A 24,947-nucleotide genomic window follows, 5' to 3' on the forward strand; every position below is an offset into this window, starting at 1 on the left:
TCACGACGGTGCAGGATGTCGCGCAGACGGTGCTGTTCCTGTCGGCATTCCCGAGCGCTGCGCTCACGGGCCAGTCGTTCATCGTCAGCCACGGCTGGTTCATGCAGTAACGCCGGCGCTTTCCCGGCGGCAGGCGCGTTTCCGCGCCGCCGCCATTCTTGCGATGGCGTGCCGTCGTCGACCGACGCCACGCCATCCATCACCGCCGTCCACGGCGGGATTTCTCGGAGCAACTGATGAAACCGCACGCGCGTACAGAAAAGCAGGCCGTCGATGCGGCGGACCTGCACCACGAAGCCGGTGCGCCGGCCGCTGCGCGGTCGCTGCCGTACGAAACGATCGCGCTCGTCCTGCAAGGCGGCGGCGCGCTCGGCGCGTATCAGGCCGGCGTATTCGAAGGGCTGCACGAAGCAGGCATTCCGCTCGACTGGATCGCCGGCATCTCGATCGGCGCGCTCAACACCGCGCTGATCGCCGGCAACGCGCCCGAGCATCGCGTCGAGCGCCTGCGCGAATTCTGGGAAACGATCTGCCAGCCGGCGTTCTTTCCGGCGATTCCGGCCGCGTTCGAATTCGCGCTGTTCAACAGCATCGATCAAATCCGCACGTTCTTCACCGCGTCGCAGGCCGCCAGCGCGATGATGCAGGGCCAGCAGGGCTTTTTCGTGCCGCGCTTTCCGCCGCCGCTGCCCGGCGTGTCCGACCATCCGGAAAAAATCAGCTGGTACGACACGTCGGCGCTGCGCACGACGCTGCTGAAACTGTGCGACTTCGACCGGATCAATTCGGGCGAGACGCGCGTGTCGGTCGGCGCCGTCAACGTCGGCACCGGCAACTTCGTGTACTTCGACAACTCGCGCATCCGTCTCGCGCCCGAGCATTTCATGGCGTCCGGTGCGTTGCCGCCCGCATTCCCGCCCGTCGAGATCGACGGCGAGTACTACTGGGACGGCGGTGTCGTGTCGAACACGCCGCTGATGGAAGTGCTCCGTGCCCGGCCGCGCCGCGACACGCTCGCGTTCCAGGTCGACCTATGGAGCGCCCGCGGGCCGCTGCCGCGCACGATGGCCGACGTCGCCGAGCGCACGAAGGACGTGCAGTATTCGAGCCGCACGCGTTTCGTCACCGATACGCTGCAGCGCGAACAGCGCTACCGCAACGTGCTGCGTCACGTGCTCGACCAGGTGCCGGAAGAGCAGCGCAAGAACGACCCGTGGTGCGTCGAGGCCGAAGAGATGTCGAGCGGGAAGAAGTACAACATCCAGCACCTGATCTACCAGCAGAAAGCGTACGAGCATCACTACAAGGACTATCAGTTCGGTCTGTCGACGATGCGCGACCACTGGTCTGCCGGTCTCGACGACATCCGCAAGACGCTCGCGGTGAAGGACGGCCTCGCGCTGCCCGTCAACGACGCGGGCTTCGTCACGCACGACATTCACCGCCGCCGGTAATGCCGCGTGCGACGGGCCGGCGCGCCGCATGCGCCGGCCCGGCCTCCTTTCCGATTCGACATGCCGATCTTCATTGCGCTATTCGCGCTCATCGCCCTGGGATGGGGCGCCGTTCACCTGTTCCACGTCATCGCCGCGCAGTTCGGCCAGCCGGTCGCGATCGCGGCCGCCGTGCTGGCCGCCGCGCTCCTGATCGCACTGATCGCGTGGTGGCTCAAGCGCCGTCGCGACATCGCACCGAACACGAAGGAACAAGGCTGGACGCATATCGTGCATCGCGCGTGGGGCGAGTTGCGCGTGTCCGCGACGCAAGGGCTGCTGTGGCTGTCGCATGACGGCGCGGACGGCCGCTATACGCTGTCGCAGCTCGACGGTTGCGAGGCCGCACCGATCGACGGCCGCTGGCATCTCGTCGTGCGCGTGCGCGACGCCGTGCGCGGCGAATGGAAGCTGCCGATGATGGACAAGCGCGATGCGCAGCGCTGGGCGCGCGTGCTGATGCTCGCGAAGGACAACCGGCTCTGAACGCGCGTTCGGGCCGCACGGCCCGGCCGCGCGACGGCCTGCTATCGCGCGCCGAGCGCCCGCAGCGCATCGAGCACGTGCTGCGTCGCCCGTTCGACCGGGCCGGCTCGATGGGCAATCCCCAGCTCGCGCCACAACGCCGGACGTAACGGCCGCATGACGATGCGCGCATCCGGCAACGGGGCGCCCGCCTCGTGCGGCAGCAGCGTCGCGCCGTAACCTGCGGCGACCAGGCTCTTGATCGCATCGTTGTAGTTGAGCGCGATCCGCGGCTCGGGCCGGTGTCCGCCGAGCGCGAACCATTCGGTCGTGAGCCGCGACAGGCGCGTCGTCGCATCGTTGAGAATCAGCGGCCGCGCGGCCAGATACGCCGGCGTCACCCGGGCCGGAAGCGGCCAGTCCGCGGGCAGGAAAGCCATCACCGGATCGCGGCGCCATGGGCGGATCGTCAGCCCCGCGACCGGCGCTTGCGGCAGCGCGACCAACCCGACATCGAGCGTGCCTTGTGCAATGCGCGACAGCGTGTCGTGCGACGTGAGCACCGCGATCTGCACATCGATATCCGGATGCTTCGCACGCAATCCGGCCACCGCCTGCGGCAACAGATGCGCGATCGCCCCGGTGGATGCGCCGAGGCGTACGCGCCCGGTCAACCCCTGCACCTGCCGCTGCACGTCGTCCAGCGTGGATTCGACTTCTGCCAGCAGGCGCCGCGCCCGCTCCACCAGCACTTCGCCGATCACGGAGGGGCGCACGTTGCCGCGGGTGCGCGACAGCAGCGGCGCGCCAACGCGGCTTTCGAGCTCGGCAACATGCAGGCTGACGGTCGGCGGAGCAAGATGAAGCCATTGCGCCGCCGCCACGAAGGAGCCCTGGTCCGCGATCGCGACCAGCGTACGCAGGCGGTCCAGACTGATTTCGCGCATCACACACCTCTCGTTCAGGAAAGCTGAATCGGACGGTCAGCAAATTCAACTTTTCCTATTCTAGGCTTTCGGTGGACGATACGGCTTCCCCCGACGACCGAACGCGACGAACACGACCATCATGAGCTTCCCCACTGTCTTCATCGACGGCGACCAGGGCACGACCGGGTTGCAGATTCACGCGCGTCTGCGCGACCGCAGCGACGTGCGGCTGCTCACGCTTCCCGCCGCCGAACGCAAGGCCCCCGCGCGGCGCGCCGACGCACTCAACGCGTGCGATATCGCCATCCTGTGCCTGCCCGACGCGGCCGCGCGCGAAGCGGTCGGCTTCATCCGGAATCCGGCGGTACGCGTGATCGACGCCAGTTCAGCGCATCGCACGCAGCCCGAATGGGTCTACGGCTTTCCCGAGATGGCCGACGGACAGGCGCGACACATTGCGCAGGCCAAGCGCGTGACCAATCCGGGCTGCTATCCGACGGGCGCGATCGGCCTGCTTCGCCCGCTGCTGCAAGCCGGGCTGCTGCCGCGCGACTACCCGGTGAGCATCCATGCGGTGTCCGGTTACTCGGGCGGCGGGAGGGCCGCCGTCGATGCATTCGAATCGGGCGACGCCGCCGCACGCGCGTTGCCGCTGCAGGTCTACGGCCTCGCACTCGAGCACAAGCACGTGCCCGAGATCCGGCAACACGCGGGGCTCGCACACCGCCCGTTCTTCGTGCCGGCCTACGGTGCCTATCGGCAAGGCATCGTGCTCACCATCCCGATCGAGCTGCGCCTGCTTCCGGCCGGGGTGACGGGCGAGCGGTTACATGCCTGTCTCGCGCATCACTACGCGGATGCGCGTCACGTCGACGTGATGCCGCTCGCGGACGCACGCGCGGCAACGCATCTCGATCCGCAAGCGTTGAACGGCACCAATGATCTGCGGCTCGGCGTGTTCGTCAACGCAGACGGCACCCAGGTGCTGCTGTCCGCCGTGTTCGACAATCTCGGCAAAGGGGCATCCGGCGCCGCCGTGCAGAATCTCGACTTGATGCTCGGCGCGCGACACGCGGCGTGACGCGCCCGCAGGCATCGTCGACGGTGCCTGCGCACGCCCCCGTAAAAGCTCACCTTTAGCCGGTTTCAGGCCGTATCGTCACCCGCGGCGGCATCCAGGCCGGCCAACGCCTCCACCAGAAAATCCACGCACACGCGCACCTTCGCCGACGCCGCGACGCGTTCCGGATACACGGCCCAGATGTTCGCGGGCTGGATCGCATCGGGCAGTACGCGACACAATGCGCCGCCCTCGATCAGCGGCCGGGCCTCCCAGATCGAGCGCAGCACGATGCCGCGCCCGGCCAGCGCCCATTGCACGGCCACCTCGCCATGGTTCGTCGACAGCGCGCCGCCGACCTTCACCGTAGCCGTTTCGCCGCGCACGTTCAGTCGCCATACGCCGAACGGATGATCGCGCTCCTTGATCGCGAGACAGTCGTGCGAGGCCAGATCCGCGAGCGAGCGCGGCGTCCCGCGGCGGGCGAGATAGTCGGGCGACGCGCACAGCACGCGATGGTTCGCGGCAAGGCGGCGCGCGATCAGGTGATCGGCGATTTCGTCGCCGATGCGCACGTCGAGGTCGTAGCCCTCGCCGGCAACATCGACGAGCCGGTCGAACAGATCGAGCCGCACGTTCAGTTGCGGATAACGCGCGCTGAAGTCGAGCAGCGCCGGCGCGACGACGTGCCGGCCGAAGCCGAAGCTGCTCGACATGCGCAGCGTGCCGCGCGGCACCGTGCGCGTGGTCGACACGTCCTCGACGAGATGATCGACGTCGTCGAGAATCTTTTCGGCGCGCGCGAGCACGCGTTCGCCGGCTTCGGTGACCGTCATGCGGCGTGTCGACCGATGCAGCAGGCGCGTGCCGAGCTGCGCCTCGAGCATCGCGACGCGCTTGCTGACGTACGCGGGCGACACCGCGAGCTGTTCGGCGGCCGCGCTGAAGCTCGCGAGGCGGACGACCACGCTGAACACGCGCAGGTCGTCGAGGTTCGGCGATTTATTCACGATTCGTGGAAAGTCGATTAACTTTTGCGCGATTTTAATCCATATGGAAATAAATAGAATGACGTGACGGGCCGCTGCCTTCCCGGCAGCCGGCCGAACAGCCAAGGAGATTTGCATGACCGACAGGACTTACAGGATTGCCGTGATCCCCGGCGACGGCATCGGCCGCGAAGTGATGCCCGAGGGCGTGCGCGTGCTCGACGCCGTGACCGCGCGCTTCGGCGTGCGTTTCGACTTCGTCGAGATCGACTGGGCGAGCTGCGACTACTACGCGCAGCACGGCACGATGATGCCGGACGACTGGAAAGCGCAACTGTCGGGCATGGACGCGATCCTGTTCGGCGCGGTCGGCTGGCCGGCGACGGTGCCCGATCATATTTCGCTGTGGGGCTCGCTGCTGAAATTCCGCCGCGAATTCGACCAGTACATCAACCTGCGGCCCGCGCGCCTGTTCGACGGCGTACCGTCGCCGCTCGCCGGCCGCCGCGCGGGCGACATCGATTTCATGATCGTGCGCGAGAACACCGAGGGCGAATATTCGTCGGTCGGCGGCACGATGTTCGAAGGCACCGAGCGCGAAGTCGTGATGCAGCAGTCGATCTTCACGCGGCACGGCACCGAGCGCGTGCTGAAATTCGCGTTCGAGCTCGCGCAGCGGCGCGCGAAGCGCGTCACCGTCGCGACGAAAAGCAACGGCATCGCGATCAGCATGCCGTGGTGGGATGCGCGCGCGGCCGAGATGGCCGAACGCTATCCGGAGATCGCGGTCGACAAGCAACACATCGACATCCTGTGCGCGCGGTTCGTCCTGCAGCCGGACCGCTTCGACGTCGTCGTCGCGTCGAACCTGTTCGGCGACATCCTGTCGGATCTCGGGCCGGCCTGTACGGGCACGATCGGCATCGCGCCGTCGGCGAACCTGAACCCCGACCGTACGTTCCCGTCGCTGTTCGAACCCGTGCACGGTTCGGCGCCCGACATCGCGGGGCAGTACATCGCAAATCCGATCGCGATGATCTGGTCGGCCGCGATGATGCTCGACTTCCTCGGTAACGGCACGGGCCGCGAACGCGACGCGCACGATGCGATCGTCGCCGCGATCGAGGACGTGCTGCGCACGGGGCCGCGTACGCGCGATCTCAGCGGCAACGCCGGCACGCAGGAAGTGGGCGAGGCGATCGCCGCGCGGATTGCGGGTTGAGTGAGGGTTGTGCCCGGCGTTCGCGCCGGGTTGCGCTGCGCTCAAGCAGCCGTCTGCGGTGAGCGACACGCGATGCGGTTACGCACTTGTGCGGACTCCACCGTTGCGTCGGCGGTGAAGTCGAGCGATGAGCAACGACACATCGCAACGCGCACGGCTCGTGCGGTTTTCCTTGAAAAGTCGAAAGACGATCCGATCGGTGAGTTGCACGTCGCGCTCGCACACACCGATCGTCGATGCACGATCGCTTCGGCGCGATCGGTGAGATGCATCGCGCAGGGAAGCACACCGCAGCACTTCGACGCATGCCTCGCTTTACTCATGCGATGTCGCGTCGATCTGTTCAATGCACACAGCTCGACGCGACATTTCACCTCGTCCCGAAAAATCTCACCTTCAGCGGGCGGCTCCCGAATTTCCTCACCATTGAACCCGGCCGATGCGTTCGCCGATCCGTTGAACGTGTACGAGCATCACAGCCCGAGGTCGGACAACCCCGGATGATCGTCCGGACGACGGCCGAGCGGCCAGTGATAAAGACGGTCCGCCTCGCGAATCGGCAGATCATTGATGCTCGCGTGACGATGCGCCATCAGGCCGTTTTCATCGAACTCCCAGTTCTCGTTGCCGTACGAACGGAACCAGTTGCCCGCGTCGTCATGCCACTCGTACGCAAAGCGCACCGCGATGCGGTTGCCGCCGAACGCCCATAGCTCCTTGATCAGCCGGTAGTCGAGTTCGCGCGTCCACTTTCGCTGCAGCAGCCCGACGATCTCGTCGCGGCCCGTCACGAACTCCGCGCGATTGCGCCAGCGGCTTTGCGGCGTATAGGCGAGCGACACGCGTTGCGGGTCGCGCGTGTTCCACGCGTCCTCGGCGGCGCGCACCTTCTGGCGCGCCGTTTCGAGCGTGAAAGGCGGAACGGGCGGACGAACTTCGGGGGAGGCGGACATGGGTTGCTCCTGTTCAGGGTTCGGGCTGCGAATGCACACAGCCGGTTCGGATGCGCTGCGTCGGCTACCGCGATACGGTATCGAGCAGCAGTTCAGCGGTCGCGCGCGCATCGCGCGCGGCGTTTGCATCGCCACTGACGAGCGCCACGCCGATCGCGCCGTCGATCAACACGAGCCACTGACGCGCGAGGCGTGCGAGCCCGCGGCGCTCGATGCCGGTTTCGTCGGCATGGGCGTCGAAGCGCTCGCGCACGAACGCCAGCAGGCGTGCCTTGTGCATGCGGGCCACGACGCGCACGGGATCGTCGGCGTCGGGTATCTCGCCCGATGCATTCAGGAACGCGCAGCCGTGAAAGTCGGGCTGCCCGAACCAGTCGCGCAGCACGTCGAACATGCCGAGCAGTTGCGCGCGCGACGTCTTGCCGCGCGCCAGCGTCGCGTCGACGAACCAGTGCATCCAGCGCTCGTCGCGACGTTCGAGCGCGGCGACCACCAGCGCCTCTTTCGATTCGAAATGCGAATAAAAGCTCTTTCGTGCCGCACCGGATCGCTTGACGATCGCATCGACACCGGTCGCATGGATGCCGCCTGAATAGATCAGCGCTTCGGCCGCGTCGAGCAGCCGGTCGCGAACGCCGGGTTCGCCGGCGGAATCGAGAGGTGTGTTCATGGGTTTACGGTAGAACGATTGTTCTCCGCCGTCAATACCCGGATGAAAAGTCCCTGCTGGTGGGAGGGGCGAATCGTGCCCGACGCGCCGGCGCGTCATGTCGAGCCTTCGGCCCGACACGAGCGGATCGAAGGGTGAACGGATCAGGTAGCGGCCTACGCACCGATCGAGGACGATCGATGTGGATGGCATCGTGCATTAGTGAGTCGCGACGCTGCATGCGACTCACTGTTGATGTGCCGGATCGGCACGATATCGCACACGGTGGCGTGCGAGCGCTCGCACGCCAAGTAAAGCTGGGGAGGGTGTGGAAGGGGAGAAACGGGCGCCGAATGGCGTGACGGAAAGCAGCGACGCGTGTATCGACGGGTGAAGCGAACATGCAATTGCACGTCACCGACGTGGGATCGCGTGGCGATTCGGCGCGCAGACACGGCTCCCGAATATTCTCACCTCAAGCGTTGAATCGCGCTTCCGAGGTTCGACGGTGCGCGTACGAACGAACACGGGGCAGGCGGCGAACGCGCCGCGCTGCCCCGTCTCGACACGCGACTCAGACCGTCCAGTCGAGAATCACCTTGCCGCTTTCGCCGGACAGCATCGCGGCGAAGCCTTGTTCGTAATCGTCGGCCGCGAAGCGATGCGTGATGATCGGCGACAAGTCGAGGCCGCTTTGCAGCATCGCGACCATCTTGTACCAGGTCTCGAACATTTCGCGACCGTAGATGCCCTTGATCTCGAGCCCCTTGAAGATCACCTGATTCCAGTCGATCGCCGTCTGCGCGGGCGGGATGCCGAGCAGCGCCACCTTGCCGCCGTGGTTCATCGCCTCGAGCAGGCTCGTGAACGCGCTCGGCACGCCGGACATCTCGAGACCGACGTCGAAGCCTTCGGTCATGTGCAGGTCGGCCATCACGTCGCGCAGCGACTCGCGCGCGACGTTGACCGCGCGCGTCGCGCCCATCTTGCGCGCGAGCGCCAACCGATAGTCGTTGATGTCGGTGATGACGACGTTGCGCGCGCCGACGTGCTTCGCGATCGCGACGGCCATGATGCCGATCGGGCCCGCGCCGGTGATCAGCACGTCTTCGCCGACGAGATTGAACGACAGCGCCGTATGCGTCGCGTTGCCGAACGGATCGAAGATCGACGCGAGATCGTCGGAGATCTCGGGCGGAATCTTGAACGCGTTGAACGCCGGAATCGCCAGGTATTCGGCGAACGCGCCTTCGCGGTTCACGCCGACGCCGACCGTGTTGCGGCACAGATGCCTGCGCCCGGCGCGACAGTTGCGGCAAAAACCGCAGGTGATGTGGCCTTCGCCGGACACGCGATCGCCGATCGCGAAACCGCGCACTTCCTGCCCCATCTCGACGATCTCGCCGACGTATTCGTGGCCGACATGCATCGGCACCGGAATCGTCTTCTGCGCCCAGTCGTCCCACTTCCAGATATGGATGTCGGTGCCGCAGATCGCCGTGCGACGGATCTTGATCAGCACGTCGTTGTGGCCGACTTCGGGGCGCTTCACGCGCGTGAGCGTGAGGCCGGGGCCGCGTTCGAGCTTTGCCAGTGCTTTCATGGTCGCGCCTCCGTCAGACGATGCCGAGCGACTTGCCGACGCGCACGAACGCGGCAACCGCCTGGTCGATCTGTTCGGGCGTATGCGCGGCGCTCATCTGCGTGCGGATGCGCGCCCGGCCGCGCGGCACGACGGGGAACGAGAAGCCGATCACGTAGACGCCCTCGCCGAGCAGCTTGTCGGCCATGTTCGTCGCGAGCTGCGCGTCGCCGAGCATCACCGGGATGATCGGATGCGCGCCGGGCACGAGCGTGAAGCCGGCTTCGGTCATCTGCTTGCGGAACCGCGCGCCGTTCTCGCGCACGCGCTCGCGCAGCTTCGCGCCCTCGTCGCTGCCGAGCAGTTCCAGCACCTTCAGCGACGCCGCGGCGATGCTCGGCGTGAGCGTGTTCGAGAACAGATATGGGCGCGAGCGCTGGCGCAGCAGCTCGATCACCTCGCGACGCGCGGCGACATAGCCGCCCGAGGCGCCGCCGAGCGCCTTGCCGAGCGTGCCGGTGATGATGTCGACACGGCCTTCGACGCCGCAGTGTTCGGGCGTGCCGCGGCCGTGCGTGCCGATGAAGCCGACCGCATGCGAATCGTCGACCATCACGAGCGCGCCGTAACGATCGGCGAGATCGCAGATGCCTTTGAGGTCGGCGATGATGCCGTCCATCGAGAACACGCCGTCGGTCGCGATCAGCTTGTGGCGCGCGCCTGCGGCATCGGCTTCCTTGAGCTTCGCCTCGAGGTCGGAAAGATCGTTGTTCTTGTAGCGCAGACGCTTCGCCTTGCACAGGCGAATGCCGTCGATGATGCTCGCGTGATTCAGCTCGTCGCTGATCACAGCGTCGTTCTCGTCGAGCAGCGTCTCGAACAGCCCGCCGTTCGCGTCGAAGCAGCTCGAATAGAGGATGCTGTCCTCGGTGCCGAGAAACGCGGCCAGCGCGCTTTCCAGTTGCTTGTGAACGGTTTGCGTGCCGCAGATGAAGCGCACCGATGCCATGCCGAAGCCGTCCTGGTCGAGGCCGGCTTTCGCCGCGTCGATCAGGCGCGGATCGTTCGCCAGACCCAGATAGTTGTTCGCGCAGAAATTGAGCACGCCGGCGCCGCCGGCGAGCCGCACGGCTGCCGCCTGGGGACTCGCGATCTCGCGCTCGGTCTTGTAAAAACCGTCCGCGCGGATCTGGTCGAGCGTCCCGCGCACCTGGGCGAGAAAGGCATCACGCATCGCAAAGCTCCTGACAGGGATTCGCATTCCGCAGCGCACGGCTCGTGGCGGCGCTGCGGCCTGCTACTGTTATAGTCGGTCGTTCGGTTGACCGCATTTATCCGATATTCCGAACTAGAATTCGAAATATCGAACAACTCTAAGCGAACGGAATTCAAATGGCAAGTTCCTCCGGATCGCGGCGCACGCGTGCCGACGCCGCCCCGCAGCCGCCGGCCGCGACCCCGCCGCGCGTGGGCGAGCAAATCCAGCGCCTGCGCAACGAACGCAAGCTGACGCTCGACGACCTGTCGCGCGCGGCCGGCGTATCGAAATCGATGCTCTCCGAGATCGAACGCGACAAGGCCAACCCGACGATCGCCGTCGCGTGGCGGCTGACGAACGCGCTCGGCATCACGCTCGACGAACTGTTCTCGCAGCCGAAGGCGCCCGAGACGATCCGCGTGGACGGCCCGCACGACATTCCGACGCTTGCGGGCCACGACGGCCGGTACCAGTTGCGCGTATGGGGCCCGATCGATCTCGCCGGCAAGTTCGAGTGGTACGAGCTGACGCTGCCGGGCGGCGGCGCACTGGTATCGAACGCGCACGAACCCGGCACGCGCGAGCACCTCACCGTGCTGCAGGGCGCGATGGAAATCGAAGCCGCCGCGGCCAGCCGGCGCCTGAAGGCGGGCGACACCGCGCGCTACCCGGCCGACGAGCCGCATGCGATCCGCAATCCCGGCAAGACCGAAGCACGGGCCTTGTTGATCGTGATACATCGCTGACGGCGCGTATAGCCGGCCAAAAGGCCAATCGCGGGCCAGTTGCGGAAAGTACTGTATGTTTGTACAGTAAACGGACATTCCGCCATGCAAGGGCCGGAGCTGGCGCACCGAGGCGCCCGCCCCGGTCGACAGGAGCCTGCAATGACAGAAGAACAAGACTTGGCCGCGCTCAGCTTCAAGGCTGCCGCGCACGACCTCGAATTGATCGTTCGCCATATCGCCGGACGCTACATCCGTCAGCGCGTGCCGCTGACGTGGCGCCTGCTGCACGCGATCGAAGCCGAAGCGCTCGCCGATCTCGGCTTCGCCAGCCGGCACGACGCTGGCATGCGTCAACTGTTCGAACGGCCGTCGGACATGACGTTTCCCGAAACGGACGATCCGATCGACTTCGGGCGCTCGAATGCGTTGCCCGCGGTCTTTTCATTCGCCGTTCTCGCTTACGAAGCCGCGGCAACGACGCACGATACCGCGCGTCCCGCGCGCGCTCACCGCCAATCCAAGGCGTGGGGCGACTGATGGCCCAGCCCCGGCCGCGGCGCACTGCGGCCGGCTCACCCGTTTGCCGCCCGATACGTTGCGGAAAGGGCTACCATATACGCAACTAACGGAATTAATGCCATGTCCCTTCCCGCCTCTCCCGACACCACCGCCCCGCCGGAAGAAAAGGATCTGTTCGACCGCGATGCGTCCGACTGGGTCGTCTCGCCCGAAACCGCGTTCGACGCGTGGCTGGCGATGCAGGACTATCGCCGCTCGTCGGCCGATGTCTATCGCGCGCAATGGGGCGCGTTTCTCGCGTGGATGCGTGCACATCAAAAGAACCTGGCGACGGTCGATACGCCGACCATCGCGAACTTCGTCGGCGAGTTGCCGATCAAGAAAACGCAGCGGATGCGCTATCTTCGGCTGATCGAGCGTGTGCTCGATCATGTCCGCCGCACCGAGTACGCATCGACCAACCCGGCCCGCTTCATTGCTCAGGATGGCGAAGCGAACTGGCGAAAGGCCCGCGACAACGAACCGACCGGTTTCCTCACGCCGGCGGAACGCGCGACGTTGCTCGCGTATCTGTTTTCGCCGATCGGCGTATCGGGTTCCGCGTACTGGAAGGAACGCCGTGATCGGGCGCTCGTCGCCGCGTTTCTCGGTGCCGGCATCAAAACCGGAGAAGCGCGCGCACTTACGATTAGTTGCATCAATACGAGCACGACGTCGCTGCGGATCGAGTCGACGCATCCGGATTACGCACGCGAAACCCATCTGGCTTCGTTCGCGATCGCCTTGCTCGAAGCCTGGCTCACCGAACGCAAACGCCAGCAGATTCCGGGGGAGCTCGTCTTCCCCGCATCGCATGCCGGGCGGCCGATGCACAAGGCGACGATGCTGCGCGCGATCGACGCGATCGTCGAATCGGCCGGGCTCACGTCGTCACGCACCGCGCGTGCAAGCCCGCAAACATTGCGCAATACCTACGCGGCCGAGCTGTTCGAACACGACGTGCCGCCCGAGCGCGTCGGCAAATGGCTGGGCTTCATGCGGCCGATCTCGTCGAATCGCCTGCATCGCGCATGGAAAAACTGGCGTGACGGGCTGGCCGACGGCAGCGGTGATGCGTCCGACCGCGACGAAACTCACTGATCGGAAACGGCTGCTCACGCGAATCGATCCGTGAGCAGCCTTGCGTGGCGCAGCCTCACCCTTTCACAACTCCCGAAAATCCTCACCGCGGGCTTCCCGGATCCTCTCACCTGTGCGGCGTTGCCGGCCTTCGGGTCAGGTATGCGCGAAACGCGCGGCGGCTTCGAAGCGGGACGGCCATGCGCCCGACGCGTGCTCGCACTCGGGGCACGTGACTTCGAAACCCTCGTCGCCATGTGACAGTTCCGGTTCGCCATCGCAATGCGGACACCGGGTCGGCGCCGGAATCTCGTGATCCAGCGAGGTGCCGATCGCGGCATACGCATCCGCATCCAGTTGTCCGGCGTCGGCCAGGCGCCGCAGCAGCTCGGCGATTTCCGGATTCATTCCGCGGTTCGCACGCAACGAGCTCATGTCGCGCGTTGCGCGGTCCAGTTCGTCGCTCTGGGCGCGCAACTGTTCTTCGAGCCGGTCGGCACGCGCCTTCGCCGAACTCAATTGCTGCAGGAAATCGAACTCCTTGCGCTGAACGTCGCGCAACCCGCTCTGGTAGGTCGACGCCATGCTGCGCAACGAGTCCAGTTCGACCAGCATCGGTTTGACACGGCGTTCGGCTTCGGCCACCGCATCCTTGATTTGCTGCGCGTAGTGCTCGGTGCGCTGCTGCAATTCGGCTTGCAGCGCATCGATGCGGTCGCGCAGCGCGGCGTTCTGTGCCTGTTCGGCATCGATCCGGCTGGCAGCCGCGGCCAGTTCCTTTTCCAGTCGGGCGACTGTGGTGAGCAATGTGGCTTCGCTTGCCGAACCGTGGGTGGTTTGCGACGCAAGCTGCACCTCGAGTTCGGTCACCCGCGCCTGCAATTGCTCGTTTCTCGCTTCACCGCGCGCGAGCGCTCCCTCGAGCGTTTCCTGGCGAACGGTTGCGTCCCGCAATCGCTGCTCGGCGTCCGCCATGTCGGCGCGAACCTGTTCCCGATCTCCATCGAGGCTGTCGCGCGCGGCTTTCAATGCCTCTTCGTAGAGTGCGCCGAGCAACGCGCCGGCCTTTTCCTCGACGGCTTTAGGAATCGCCGCGCCGTCGAGCCTGATTTTGGACGCGGAACGGATGCGTTCCCAGAAGTGATCGATGTCTTTCGGGATGTCGCTAGCGCTGCCGGTCTGGGTGAGATCGCGGACGTTCGCGGCCGACGGCCGGATACCGAGATCGAAGAACAAGCGCTTGCACGCGTGCAGCGACAATTCCTGGCGCCGTGCACCGCTGGCGCGCAGCGATTCCAGTTCTTGCCGAATGACTTGACGCATTTCGTCCAGGGTCATGGTCACACTCACAGACAATGAAATGTGGCAATCATAACGAAATACGTATTTATTGATACTTGTTTCGAGGGTCCGTTGTGAATTTACGTCGCTTTGCACAGAAATCGGGTTTGCGAGCCGATCTTGCTGACGGAGGCCAGGGATTCCGTGAAACAAAGCGAAGAAAGTCGGCCAAGCCCTTGTTCTACAAGAAATTTCCGGCGGGCCCCCAATTTGCGCATTTGTTTCACATGACGGCGAATCCGGTTGCCCGTGGGTGTTCAGGGGTTGGGGTGTCTGTGGAAAACTCGTTGGCCGATGTCTTGAGAGTATTAGAAGTAAACACCCTTGAACCCTTAGTTAAAAACGTTAACGCCACGGCACAGCCTTATGGGGCAAGGCTTTCCGGCCGACAAGGTGAAGTTTTACGGGAGCCAAGGTGATCTTCTGCGGGAGCTGACGTGATGGGGTTCAGGGAGCTGCGTGAGCCGTTGCGGGAAAGGTCGTGAGCGGATTCGGGATCACAGTAAAACACGAGTTTTCCCTCAGGTGAGGGTTTTCGGGGCCACACAGCCACGAAACCCGCGCGGCGCCTGACTGCACAGTTTTCTGCCTGTGCAGACATAGGTGAGAATTTGCAGGACCTGATTTGCGCCCCGATTCTGCCCATCTTTTGGGCAGATTTGGCGAAAGGTGAGGTTTCACGGGACTCCACGGGAATTTGCTGTGAGGATTTCCGGGAGGCGGACGCCATTTTGCACAGCAAAAGTGCGCTCCAGAGCCTGTGATGCCCCAAAGGTGAGGTTTTTCGGGAGGGAAATCCGGGTTTTCCTGCTCCGATCTCCTTAAGGTGAGCTTTTTCGGGGCATGGGCCACAGGCCGTGACTTGGCTCACAGGTGAGGTTTTTCGGGAGTCGTATTTGCTGAAAAAATGGTCAAAGGTGAGGCTTTTCGGGACCTGTGACCGGCCGAATTCGCCGAAAAGCCCGCCAGGACTGGAAGAAATCCCGTTTTTGCTGTGCCACCTTTTGGCACAGGTGAGATTTTTCGGGGGCCGACATATGGTTGTCGTATGAAGGATCTTGGTCGAAAGGTGAGGCTTTTCGGGGGAACCCTGCGCTGCACAGCCAAATGCCTTCCATGCATAAGTATCGGAACGGATTGGGATTTTTGATACCGCGCCGGTTACGGTGAGGATTTTCGGGAGCCATTTCCGTGCCCGCTGCTGTGCCGCATTTTCTCCGAAAGGTGAGCGTTTTCGGGAGCCGTTGGCAGCCAGTCCCGCGTGTGTCGGGCCTTCGTCCGCATCCGGTCGAATCAACAGACTGTGCCTGAGGTGAGCATTTTCGGGACCGGACACGATTCGGCACTGTACAATGCGCGCCCGGACTGGCCGAGCGCCCGCCGATCGGGCCGCACGTGCCGGTTTCGCCGGCGGTTTTCCGCGTGTCGAAGCCGAACCGTCTTCCGGGGAGCCGCGCCTGTACATGCATACAGGCCGATGTGCGGCGCGGGGCGAGGAACGGCTGTGCAATTGCGACCCTGCGTCGGACTCACGGCTGTGAAGTCGCAAAATTACGACAAATCGAAAGGTGAGCCGATACGGGAGCCAATTTCGCACGTGTCGTGCACAGGTGAAATTCTGTGAATCGGCGCATGCCGCGGCACGTCTGGAAGAGTCCGGAACGCCGCACTGGCGGACCGGTGAGCCTTTTCGGGAGCGGTTCGGGTGAGCGTCGTTTTGCCGGCACGCTTCACCGGCTATGGTGAGCATGTCGTTCTGGACGCACATCACCGCAGGCGCTATCCTTCCGGGAAACTTCTCCTCCGACCCGACGTATGGCCACGACGAAGCGCGCCAAGAAAACCGATGTGGATGTGGTGAGTGCCAGTTCAGCCGAATTGCGAAAGGCCGTCGAGGCGATCGCCATTCAGCCGAAGAGCGGCAAGATCACGCTCCTCACTCGCAAGCTGTTCAATGTCCTGCTGGCCGTCGCGCAGCAGGCCGACGACTCGGGCGACACGTATCGCGCGCTGCTGTCGGACATCGTCGCCAACTCCGCTTTCGATTCGAACGACACCGCGTTGGTGAAGGAACACCTGCGCCGCATGGTGTCGGTGCAGGTCGAATGGAGCACGGGAACCTCGAGCCAGAAGCCGGGCCGCAAGTGGGGGATCTCCACGCTGATCGCCGATGCGGAAATTCTCGAGGATCCGACTACCCGCCGCGTGTGGGTCGAATTCTCGTTCGCACCGAAGATCAAGAAGAAACTGCTCGACCCGGTTCAGTATGCGCGCCTGAGCCTGCAGTTCCAGAGCCAGCTGCGCAGCAGCGCCGGCCTCGCGCTGTACGAGATCTGCGTGCGCTACCTGACGAACCCGAGCCACCTGACGATGCGCGAGCCGTGGGAATGGTGGCGGCCCATCCTGTCGGGCACGCCCGACACGGAAGCCGGCGACGAAGCGAAGCGCGAGTACAAGTACTTCAAGCGCGACTACCTGCGGCCCGCGATCGCGGAAGTCAACGCGGTCACCAATATCTTCGTCGAGCTGATCGAGCATCGCGAAGGGCGTCGGGTTGCCGAGATCCAGTTCCGCGTGACCGAACGCAAGCAGCCGATGCTCGCGCTCGACGAACACCCGAACGTGTTCGACAGCACGCTGGTCGACCGGATGGTGAAACTCGGGATTCCGCTGAAGGAAGCGCAGACGCTCTATGCGGACAGCGAGGAAAACCGGATTCGCGCCGCACTGCAGATGACCGAGCAGCGGATGCGCAGCACGACGCTGCCGCCGGTACGCAGTGCGCCGGCGCTGTTCAAGGATGCGCTGAAGAAGGGGTATGCGCCGCCGGTCGAGTCGGTCGACGCGCTGCCGGCCGGCACGCCGTCCGCGAAGGTCGCGGCGGCGCAACCGGACGATCTGAAGGCGCGCCTGCTGAGCGAGTTCGCGGCGTTCCGTCGCAAGGAAGCGAAGGTGCTGTACGAGGAGCAGGGCGACGCGGAGCGCGAAGTGGCGCGCGAGTCGTTCGAATCGGAGGCATTGCCGACGATGGGCTCGCATCTGCGCGACGACTGGCGCAAGCGCGGCCTCGATTCCAAGCTGGCCGAGACGGCCTTTTTCGACTGGCTGGCGCAGAAGACCTGGGGCGAGCCGACGGATGGCGATCTGCTGTCGTTCACGCTGAACCAGTCGCGGGCCGCTTGAGGCCCGCTCAGGCCCGCTGACGGGCCGCCGCCGGTCCTAACCCTCGGGTGGGGCCGGCGTCCTCACCAAGCCCCGCCGGCCGCCTCCATCATTCCGACAACAGCATCCGCTCGAGCTGCTCGAGGATCGCGTCGCGCTTGTCTTTCGGGAGGCCGCGCAGGCGCAGTTCGATGCGGTCTTCGCCATATGACTTCAGGTCTCCGACCGACTTGCCGCCAAGCTTGATCTCGAGACGCTGCGCATAGCGCTGACGGCCCGCGGCCTTCGGCGTCTCCTGTGCCGCGACGCGGCCCTTGACGATGTCCGACACCTGACGCGTGCTGAGATCGTCCGACACGATCTTGTTGATCAGCCGCAGCGTCGCCTCGGTGCCGCGCGCATTGTGATAGCGGCCGACCTGATACGCCATGTTCGACCCGAAGCGGTCGGGGCGCGCGACCATTTCCTGCATGATCGCTTCCGGCAACTTGCCGATCGACAGCGCGACGGCCACCGTCGACTCGTCGAGGCCCAGATGCTCGGAGAGTTCTTTCTGGCTCTGGAAATGCTTTTCGTCGAGGAAGCGGCGCCACACGACGGCGTTGTCGAACACCGTCTGCGAATCGCGCTGAACGTTGAGATCGTAGCCGAGCTTGTAGCTCTGGATGCCGATCGGCACGTCGATCACGATTGCCTTGACCGACTCCTTGTTCGCTTCCTTCAGCGCCCGCACGCGACGGCCGCCGTCGCTCACGAAATACGTGCCCGGATTGTCGTAATCGGGGATCACGTGGATCGCCTGCTGCTGCCCCTGCTTCGCGAGGTTGACCGCGAGTTCGGCAATCGACGACTTCAGGTAGAAGTGCCGCGGGTTGAACGGGCTGTGCTTGATCGCCTTCAGCGGCAGCTCGATCACCTGCCCTGGCGCATAGCGATTCTCGAGGCGCCACGCGCGATATTGCTGCGATTCGTCGATCGACGGATCGATCGTGAATTCCGGAGCAGGCGGCGGTGCGATGTCTTTCTTCGCGGATTTGGTCGGCGCCGCGGCGGGCGTCTCGGACTTGACGATGCCGTCGATCGCATTGAGGCGATCAAGCGCCGTGCGCTTCTCGCTCGTCGTGATATCCGGGCGCGCTTGGAATCCTTTGGCGAATTGGGAGGGTTTCATGTGACTCCTTTATGCGCATAAAGTCAGGGCAGCATGGCGACGATTTCGTCGGCACATGCGCGAATTTCGGCCGCGGCCAGCTTGCCGCCGCGATCGTTCATCTGCAGTACGGTCTGACCGAGCGCCATTGCTTGCTTGTACGCTTCCCGAGTCGGAATCTGCGTCTTCAGCAGCGGGAAGCCGAGCTCCTCGAGTGCACGCTTGAGCTCGCGGGTCAGCATGCGCTTCTCTTCGGTCTTGTTCAGCAGGAAGACCGCGCGGAGGTCTTCGTTCATCACCTGTGCCTGCTGAATCAGTTTGACCAGCCCGACGCTCGACCAGTAATCGGCCGGCGACGACGATGTCGGGATCACGGCAATCGATGCGGCCAGCAGGACGACGCCGGAGACTTTCTCGGTGATCGACGGCGGGCAGTCCACGACGATGATGTCGTAGTCGTTGATGAACTTCTTGATCTCGCGATGGATCTGGCCGTCGGCTTCGGCAAGATTGACGACCGGAAACGGGATGCCGTTGTCGCTGTCGCCGGATGCGCTCGACCAGTGAACCAACGTGTTTTGACGGTCTGCGTCGATGACGAGGACGCGCTTCCCCTTTTCATGGAACGCGGCGCCGAGATGCATGGCAATCGTGCTTTTGCCGACGCCGCCTTTTTGTTGAGTGACTGCAATGATTTCCGCGGCCAATTTTCACTCCTGTTTGGGTCGTTGGAATTCTACAGGACGATATTTGAATTTCAATGAAATTGTCGTTCAACAACTACGCATTGGCCATTCGGTCTATCGGTTTATGCGCATAAACGAGGTGATGGCGATTGAGGCGCGGTTGAGTGTTGTGCTGGCGACGACGAGGCGGATGTCGAAGGCAGACCGCTCGATGTTGACCCTCGTGACTATTGTGTAGGAGCGCTGCTCGTCGCGAAGATGCCTCGGTGCGCTGCCCTTTCGCTGGACGAGCGGCGTTACCTGCGAGCCGGGAGTTTGTGCGCATAAAGTCGGTGGAGGGCCGAGGCGAGCAACGCCGTCGCGGGAGCGCCCGGCATTCGCAAGGGAGAGGAGTGATCTGCGAGCCCGAGCGTGATGCGTGCCCACAAGGGGTGTGGTTGAGAGGAACGACACGCATCGAGGCAACGTCCGATCGGGACGCAGCGTTTATGCGCATAAACCGGACGCAACGGGGCTCACGAAGAAGTGCCCGCACACGGAAACCTCGCTTGGGTCAGTCGCGCGACGATGCCGTGGCAGGCCGGCCTATCGATACAGCGATTGCCGGGTGCTGTATCGCTTCGACATGTGCCCCGCGACCCGATCCGGCGTCGCGCCAGTACCTCGCTCGACGATCACGGGCTTTATGCGCATAAACCAACCGCCTTGCTCGCCATCATGCATGCCCTTCCGAAAAGGCAGCGCTCACGGAGCATTGGCTGGACTAACCGCGATTCCTCGTCCGCGGAACATGCCGTCCCGACTTTATGCGCATAAACAGAACCACTCTTTGAGACGTCTTCCCGGACCTGACGCACGCCCCTCTCCCGATCACCGCGCATCGCCAAACCGACCCGTCTCAGCGACCTGTCGAAAGGAAAGCCACCCTGATCTCGGTCGAACCACCCCACCGAGCTCCCCGATACAGACTGGCTACAATACAGGGCTCCACCATCCAGGCTTGAATGATGATCACGATCTACCACAACCCCCGATGCTCGAAGTCCCGCGAGACGCTGACGTTGGTCGAGTCGCTGAATACCGCCGACGCGCCGCTGAACGTCGTCGAGTACCTGAAGACGCCGCCGACGGTGGAGGAACTGGAAACGCTGCATCGGCAGCTCGGCCGTCCGGTTCGCGACATGCTGCGCGACGGCGAGGAGCCGTACAAGACGTTGAACCTGGCCCGCGCGGATTTGACCGACGCCGAAGCCTACGCGGCGATCGTCGCTCATCCGATTTTGCTGCAACGCCCCATCGTCGTGTATCGAGGCAAGGCGGCCATCGGTCGCCCGCCCGAGTCGGTGAAGGCGCTGTTCGAATAATTCTTGGCCGGCGTATTTTTCTTATTGCATCAACGTGGCTCAGCCCAACCCGGCACACGCAACGGCAGTCCAGGCCGACGCGATCGCCGGGCAACCTGCTCGCCGCCGCCGGAACGATACGTCGACACCGGATGCCTAGCCTCCACCGGGCGATCCATCGTCGTCGTCCGGGCCTCGCCCCGCCGCCGCTTTCGCAGCCGTCCGCAGCAGCGCGATCTGTTCGCGATAGGCGCGGCATCCGCTGCAGGTCGGCAAATGCACGCGCACCTGCAGGCGCTCGTGCAGCGTCAGATGCCGGTCGAGCGCATCCGACAGCAGTCGTGTCACGTCAGTACATTTCCCCGGCAGCATCTTCGGTCGTCATTCCTTTTTCGCTCAGGCAGGTTCGCAGGCGCGTACGCGCCCGGTACAGCAGCACGCTGCAGTGATTCGTCGTCAACGTCAACTCGCTGCAGATGTCTGCGATCTCGACGTCGAGAAATTCGCGCATCATGAACACGCGTCCGATCTGCTCGGGCAGATGGTCGAGGCAGACCTGGAACAGCGTCCAGAACTGCTGTTGCTGCAACAGCGTTTCGGGCTTCGGCCATGGTCGCGGTTTCGCATGCGCGGCCCAGTGTCCGTTGTCCTTGAACAGTTCGCGATCGAGTACGGATTCGCCGTCGAGCTCCGCATCGAGCGCGCTCACGCTCACCATCCGCTGCCGTGCGCGCAGCACGTCGATCAGCTTGTTGCGCAGGATGCCGAATACCCAGGTCTTGTGGGCCGACAGCCCGGCGAAATCGCCGGCATGCGACCACGCGGCGGCCAGCGCTTCCTGCACGGCGTCTTCGGCCGCGTCGGCATCGCGGAGCTGGAGTCGTGCGAAGCGCAGCAGGTCGCGCCGCAGCTGCGCGAGATAGATGGGGTCGTCGTATGCGGACGGCATGTCTGGTTGGCAGTGTCTCGAAGCGAATCGCGCGAGCGTCGCGCAGCGGGCGCGTCGCGGTGCGAGCAGCTTACTGGGCGCGGTGCCGGCCTGCAACGCAATGTTCCGTCACGAATTCACGAAACCGGCCGCCGCGCTGCGCTATGCTTGCCGAACCTTGTCGCGCGTTGTCGCGCGCGTCGACGTTGGCGCGCGGCGGCAATCTGTAACGTCGGAACATAACGGTCGAGTTATCCACAATTTCTGTGGAAAACCTTGTGGAAAGTCGGCCGGACGGCCCCGTGGGACGGCTCGCGGGCTGGCTTGCCTATAAACAGACCTTTGTCGCCCGTTCGGAAGCAATCGATCCGATTCCTCACTCACCGGAAGGAGAATGCCATGTCCTATCGTATTGCAGTCGTCGTCGGCAGCCTGCGCAGCGCTTCGACGAACCGCGCGCTCGCGCACGCCGTGATCTCGCTCGCCCCCGCCGATTTTTCGTTCGAGTTCGTCGAGATCGGCGAACTGCCGCTGTACAGCCAGGACTACGACGCGGATTTCCCCGAAGTCGCGAAACGCTTCAAGCAATCGATCGAAGCCGCCGACGCGCTGCTGTTCGTCACGCCTGAATACAACCGGTCGATTCCGGGCGTGCTGAAGAATGCGCTCGACTGGGGCTCGCGCCCGTGGGGTTCCAACTCGTGGTCGGGCAAGCCGGGCGCGGTGCTCGGCACGTCGCCGGGTGCAGTCGGTACCGCGCTCGCGCAGCAGCACCTGCGCAACGTGCTCGCGTACCTCGACGTGAAGACGCTCGGTCAGCCCGAGATGTTCATCAAGCACGATCCGGCGCGCATCGACGACCAGGGGCAGATCGTCAGCGAGGACACCCGCAAGTTCCTGCAGGGCTTCGTCGATCGCTATGCGGGCTGGGTGCGCCTGCTGAAATCGGCCTGACGTCGTCGGGCCGATCGATGCGCCCGTTCACGCCGTCGCGTCGGCGTCGGCGCCGGCGCCGGCCGCACACGGCCGGTCACGCGCCGGTGTGTCGTGCGTCGCGCGCTTCGCGGATGCCCAGCAGGATCTCGTCGAGCAGCGCGATGTCGAACGGCTTCGACAGCACGCGGACGTTGACGGTGCGCGTACGGTCGAGCTCCTCCGCATAACCCGTGACGAGAATCACGGGCAGCTTCCCCGGCCGTTTTTCGACCGCTTCGGCGAGGTCGATACCGTTCAGGCGGCCCGGCATGTGGATGTCCGAAATCACGAGATCGAACGTGTCGTTCGCCGCGGCGCCTTCGATCAGGCGCAACGCGTCGTCGGCGGTGGGCGCATAGGTCACGCGATGACCGAGCAGCGACAGCAGCGCTTCCGTGCCGGCCGCGACTTCGCCGTTGTCCTCGACGAGCAGCACGTGCAAGCCCGCGAGTGCCCCGCTGCCCGCGTCGTGCGCGCCGGCCGCCGGCCGCGCGACGACGTCCTCGGCGCGCGCGCGCGGCAGGTACAGACGCACCGACGTACCCGCGCCGACCGCGCTGTCGATCGTCGCGAGGCCGCCCGAGCGTTCGCAGAACGCGAATACCTGCGGCAGGCCGAGCCCCGTCCCCATCCCCTGCGGCTTCGTCGTGAACAGCGGTTCGAATGCGCGGGCGAGCACGTCGGGCGCCATGCCCGAACCCGTGTCGTCGAGCGAGATCTGCACGAAATCGCCGGTCAGCGGAAAGCCGTCCTCGCGGCGCAGCGTGACGTTGCGCGCGCCGACCGTGAAGCGGCCGCCCGTCGCCATCGCATCGCGCGCGTTGACCGCGAGGTTGATCACCGCGAGCTCGAGCTCAGCGACATCGACGCGGATCGGCCAGACGCCCGGCTCGATCGCGACGACCAGCGACGACTTCGATCCGAGCGACGTCTTCAGCAGTTCGCGGCACGTGCCGAGCCATTGCCCGACGTCGATCGTCTCGTTGTGCAGCGGCTGCTTGCGTGCGACGCCGAGCAACTGGCGCGTGAGCGACTGCCCGTTCTTCAGTGCGCGTTCGATCGCGTCGAGCTCCTTGTCGAGATGCTGCACGCCTCGCCGCCGCGCGATCTGCACGTTGCTCGAGATGATCATCAGCAGATTGTTGAAGTCGTGCGCGACGCTGCCGACGAGATTGCCGAGCGCCTGCATCTTGCGCGACTGCCGGTAGGCCGATTCGATCGAGCGCCGCATCGATGCTTCGGCCTGCCAGCGATCCCATGCTTGCTCTTCGGCCTTCAGCCGCTTGAGCGATAGCCAGATCACGGACCACAGCGCGACCGACGGCGCGAACATCGAGATGAACAGCACGCTCAGGTGTTCGTACCATTCATGCCAGATCGCCGACGTGCGGTACGCGCAGCTCACGTAGACGGGATAGCTGCCGACCTGGCGATACGCGACGATCTCGCTGCTCGTGCCGTCGTGGCGCACGCGCACGACACCCGCGCGCGGATCGTTGTGCGGATTGCCGAACGTGACCGAGCGATCGGTGTGCGCAAGCGACGGCGGCGGCGGATACGATGCGATCACAGCGCCGTCGGAGCGCGCGAGCGCCATCGTCATCGGCGTGCTCGCGCCGCCGAGCAGGTCGCGGTAGAACGCGTTGAAATACGACGACTTCAGCGCGATCGACACCATGCCGGCGAACGAGCCGTCGCTATGGCGTCGCGCGACGCCCGTGTTGAACACGGGAATGTTCTCGAGCTTGAGCGGCCCCATCATCAGCCGCGAGATGTGTTCGATGACCTTGCCGTCGCGGATGCCGGCGAAGTCGTCGCGATTCACGATCGACGCATACGGCGCCGGATAGTAGAGGCTGTTGGCGAGCAGCATTCCGCTCGCGCCGAAGATCGACACGGCCGCCACCTGCGGATAGCCGCCGCCGATCGTGTTCAGCGCTTCGTGGATGTCGGATTCCTTGCTGCGCACGGTCGCGTCGTCCATGTCCTGCACGAGGTCGACGATGCGCGCATCGAGCGTTTCGCTCAGGTCGAACACCTTGAGCGCATGCTCCTCGGCGACGCGCACCGTGCGCATCGTCACGTCGCTCGCGGCGGCCTCGCGCGCCTTCAGGTCGTTGTACGCCATCACCACCACGTAGATGCACGGCAGCACGATGGCCGCGACGAGCAGCACGATCAGCGTCACGCGGCGCACCGCGAAATCGTGCTCGGGGGCGCCGGACGCGTAGCTGCCGTCGTCCTGCCAGTCGTCGGCGGGCGGGGGGGCGGAAGCTTGGGAGGCGGCAGGCCGTTCGGACGTCATCGAGGAAAGGGGGTGAAGCAGAGGTGCCTGCCATCATAAACGAGTTGCGGTGGCCCGCCGTGCGGCGCCGTACGCACGCGATCCGTCGAAT

Annotated in this window: 22 protein-coding genes and 1 pseudogene; 11 read left to right on the plus strand and 12 right to left on the minus strand. The window is 64.8% G+C overall.

Going from position 1 to position 24,947, the window contains the following annotated elements; genetic code table 11:
• The 3 genes and pseudogenes from WT24_RS34245 to WT24_RS08660 all read left to right on the plus strand — a co-directional run.
• Positions 1-110: pseudogene (locus tag WT24_RS34245) on the plus strand (3-hydroxybutyrate dehydrogenase); the annotation flags it as partial.
• 126 nt (positions 111-236) lie between these two features.
• Positions 237-1,454: a patatin-like phospholipase family protein gene (locus WT24_RS08655; RefSeq protein ID WP_034205797.1), complete on the plus strand. Its 1,218-nt coding sequence runs from the start codon at positions 237-239 to the stop codon at positions 1,452-1,454.
• A 60-nt stretch (positions 1,455-1,514) separates the two neighbouring features.
• On the plus strand, positions 1,515-1,979 hold the full coding sequence (locus tag WT24_RS08660) for a hypothetical protein (protein ID WP_059786260.1): 465 nt from the start codon (positions 1,515-1,517) through the stop codon (positions 1,977-1,979).
• A 41-nt stretch (positions 1,980-2,020) separates the two neighbouring features.
• Here WT24_RS08660 and WT24_RS08665 read toward each other — a convergent pair whose 3' ends face one another.
• Complete coding sequence (locus tag WT24_RS08665; RefSeq protein WP_059792624.1) at positions 2,021-2,905, minus strand: LysR family transcriptional regulator; 885 nt, start codon at positions 2,903-2,905, stop codon at positions 2,021-2,023.
• 121 nt (positions 2,906-3,026) lie between these two features.
• Here WT24_RS08665 and argC point away from each other — a divergent pair, with 121 nt between their 5' ends.
• Positions 3,027-3,968 carry an N-acetyl-gamma-glutamyl-phosphate reductase gene (gene argC / locus WT24_RS08670; protein ID WP_060032760.1) on the plus strand — a complete coding sequence of 314 codons (942 nt, stop codon included), beginning with the start codon at positions 3,027-3,029 and terminating at the stop codon, positions 3,966-3,968.
• A 65-nt stretch (positions 3,969-4,033) separates the two neighbouring features.
• Here the strand turns inward: argC and WT24_RS08675 are convergent, their stop codons facing one another.
• On the minus strand, positions 4,034-4,957 hold the full coding sequence (locus tag WT24_RS08675; RefSeq protein ID WP_034205801.1) for a LysR substrate-binding domain-containing protein: 924 nt from the start codon (positions 4,955-4,957) through the stop codon (positions 4,034-4,036).
• Positions 4,958-5,072: 115 nt separating this feature from the next.
• Between WT24_RS08675 and WT24_RS08680 the strand changes: the two genes are divergently transcribed.
• Complete coding sequence (locus WT24_RS08680; protein ID WP_060032762.1) at positions 5,073-6,158, plus strand: tartrate dehydrogenase; 1,086 nt, start codon at positions 5,073-5,075, stop codon at positions 6,156-6,158.
• Positions 6,159-6,631: 473 nt separating this feature from the next.
• Here the strand turns inward: WT24_RS08680 and WT24_RS08685 are convergent, their stop codons facing one another.
• The 4 genes from WT24_RS08685 to WT24_RS08700 all read right to left on the minus strand — a co-directional run bounded on the left by WT24_RS08685 (position 6,632) and on the right by WT24_RS08700 (position 10,576).
• Positions 6,632-7,111 (minus strand): nuclear transport factor 2 family protein, encoded by a 480-nt coding sequence (locus WT24_RS08685; RefSeq protein WP_027781811.1) that lies wholly within the window; start codon positions 7,109-7,111, stop codon positions 6,632-6,634.
• Positions 7,112-7,175: 64 nt separating this feature from the next.
• Positions 7,176-7,781: a TetR/AcrR family transcriptional regulator gene (locus WT24_RS08690; protein ID WP_060032764.1), complete on the minus strand. Its 606-nt coding sequence runs from the start codon at positions 7,779-7,781 to the stop codon at positions 7,176-7,178.
• Between the two features lie 553 nt (positions 7,782-8,334).
• On the minus strand, positions 8,335-9,363 hold the full coding sequence (gene tdh / locus WT24_RS08695) for an L-threonine 3-dehydrogenase (RefSeq protein ID WP_059499612.1): 1,029 nt from the start codon (positions 9,361-9,363) through the stop codon (positions 8,335-8,337).
• A gap of 13 nt (positions 9,364-9,376) precedes the next feature.
• Positions 9,377-10,576, minus strand: a complete 1,200-nt coding sequence (locus WT24_RS08700; RefSeq protein WP_059499611.1) for a glycine C-acetyltransferase — start codon at positions 10,574-10,576, stop codon at positions 9,377-9,379.
• A 158-nt stretch (positions 10,577-10,734) separates the two neighbouring features.
• Here WT24_RS08700 and WT24_RS08705 point away from each other — a divergent pair, with 158 nt between their 5' ends.
• The 3 genes from WT24_RS08705 to WT24_RS08715 all read left to right on the plus strand — a co-directional run bounded on the left by WT24_RS08705 (position 10,735) and on the right by WT24_RS08715 (position 12,987).
• Positions 10,735-11,346 carry a helix-turn-helix domain-containing protein gene (locus WT24_RS08705; protein ID WP_034205807.1) on the plus strand — a complete coding sequence of 204 codons (612 nt, stop codon included), beginning with the start codon at positions 10,735-10,737 and terminating at the stop codon, positions 11,344-11,346.
• Between the two features lie 141 nt (positions 11,347-11,487).
• Positions 11,488-11,865 carry a DUF2471 family protein gene (locus WT24_RS08710; RefSeq protein WP_059499609.1) on the plus strand — a complete coding sequence of 126 codons (378 nt, stop codon included), beginning with the start codon at positions 11,488-11,490 and terminating at the stop codon, positions 11,863-11,865.
• Between the two features lie 102 nt (positions 11,866-11,967).
• Positions 11,968-12,987 (plus strand): tyrosine-type recombinase/integrase, encoded by a 1,020-nt coding sequence (locus tag WT24_RS08715; protein ID WP_060032767.1) that lies wholly within the window; start codon positions 11,968-11,970, stop codon positions 12,985-12,987.
• 135 nt (positions 12,988-13,122) lie between these two features.
• Here WT24_RS08715 and WT24_RS08720 read toward each other — a convergent pair whose 3' ends face one another.
• Positions 13,123-14,304: a DNA-binding protein gene (locus WT24_RS08720; RefSeq protein WP_060032770.1), complete on the minus strand. Its 1,182-nt coding sequence runs from the start codon at positions 14,302-14,304 to the stop codon at positions 13,123-13,125.
• A gap of 1,818 nt (positions 14,305-16,122) precedes the next feature.
• Between WT24_RS08720 and WT24_RS08725 the strand changes: the two genes are divergently transcribed.
• Entirely contained in the window at positions 16,123-17,490 is a 1,368-nt protein-coding gene (locus WT24_RS08725; RefSeq protein WP_006480193.1) for a replication initiation protein, read from the plus strand.
• An 88-nt stretch (positions 17,491-17,578) separates the two neighbouring features.
• On the opposite strand, the gene WT24_RS08730 is transcribed toward WT24_RS08725, so the two are convergent.
• Positions 17,579-18,640, minus strand: a complete 1,062-nt coding sequence (locus WT24_RS08730) for a ParB/RepB/Spo0J family partition protein (protein WP_034205811.1) — start codon at positions 18,638-18,640, stop codon at positions 17,579-17,581.
• A 23-nt stretch (positions 18,641-18,663) separates the two neighbouring features.
• Complete coding sequence (gene parA / locus WT24_RS08735; RefSeq protein WP_006480195.1) at positions 18,664-19,326, minus strand: ParA family partition ATPase; 663 nt, start codon at positions 19,324-19,326, stop codon at positions 18,664-18,666.
• Between the two features lie 986 nt (positions 19,327-20,312).
• Here parA and arsC point away from each other — a divergent pair.
• Positions 20,313-20,669, plus strand: a complete 357-nt coding sequence (arsC, locus tag WT24_RS08740) for an arsenate reductase (glutaredoxin) (RefSeq protein WP_060033227.1) — start codon at positions 20,313-20,315, stop codon at positions 20,667-20,669.
• Between the two features lie 135 nt (positions 20,670-20,804).
• Here the strand turns inward: arsC and WT24_RS08745 are convergent, their stop codons facing one another.
• Positions 20,805-21,020, minus strand: a complete 216-nt coding sequence (locus WT24_RS08745; RefSeq protein ID WP_059499606.1) for a zf-HC2 domain-containing protein — start codon at positions 21,018-21,020, stop codon at positions 20,805-20,807.
• Positions 20,998-21,597, minus strand: coding sequence for an RNA polymerase factor sigma-70 (locus WT24_RS08750; RefSeq protein WP_060032774.1), 600 nt, complete (start codon positions 21,595-21,597; stop codon positions 20,998-21,000). Before WT24_RS08750 ends, WT24_RS08745 begins: the two co-directional genes overlap by 23 nt.
• Positions 21,598-21,975: 378 nt before the next feature.
• Between WT24_RS08750 and WT24_RS08755 the strand changes: the two genes are divergently transcribed.
• The gene (locus WT24_RS08755; RefSeq protein WP_059499604.1) at positions 21,976-22,530 is read left to right on the plus strand and encodes an NADPH-dependent FMN reductase; all 555 of its coding nucleotides are present in this window, start codon (positions 21,976-21,978) and stop codon (positions 22,528-22,530) included.
• 76 nt (positions 22,531-22,606) lie between these two features.
• Here the strand turns inward: WT24_RS08755 and WT24_RS08760 are convergent, their stop codons facing one another.
• Entirely contained in the window at positions 22,607-24,856 is a 2,250-nt protein-coding gene (locus WT24_RS08760) for a hybrid sensor histidine kinase/response regulator (protein ID WP_059499603.1), read from the minus strand.
• Positions 24,857-24,947 lie beyond the last annotated feature (91 nt).

The sequence above is a fragment of the Burkholderia sp. MSMB1078WGS genome (assembly GCF_001528895.1).
In the GTDB taxonomy this organism is placed as follows: domain Bacteria; phylum Pseudomonadota; class Gammaproteobacteria; order Burkholderiales; family Burkholderiaceae; genus Burkholderia.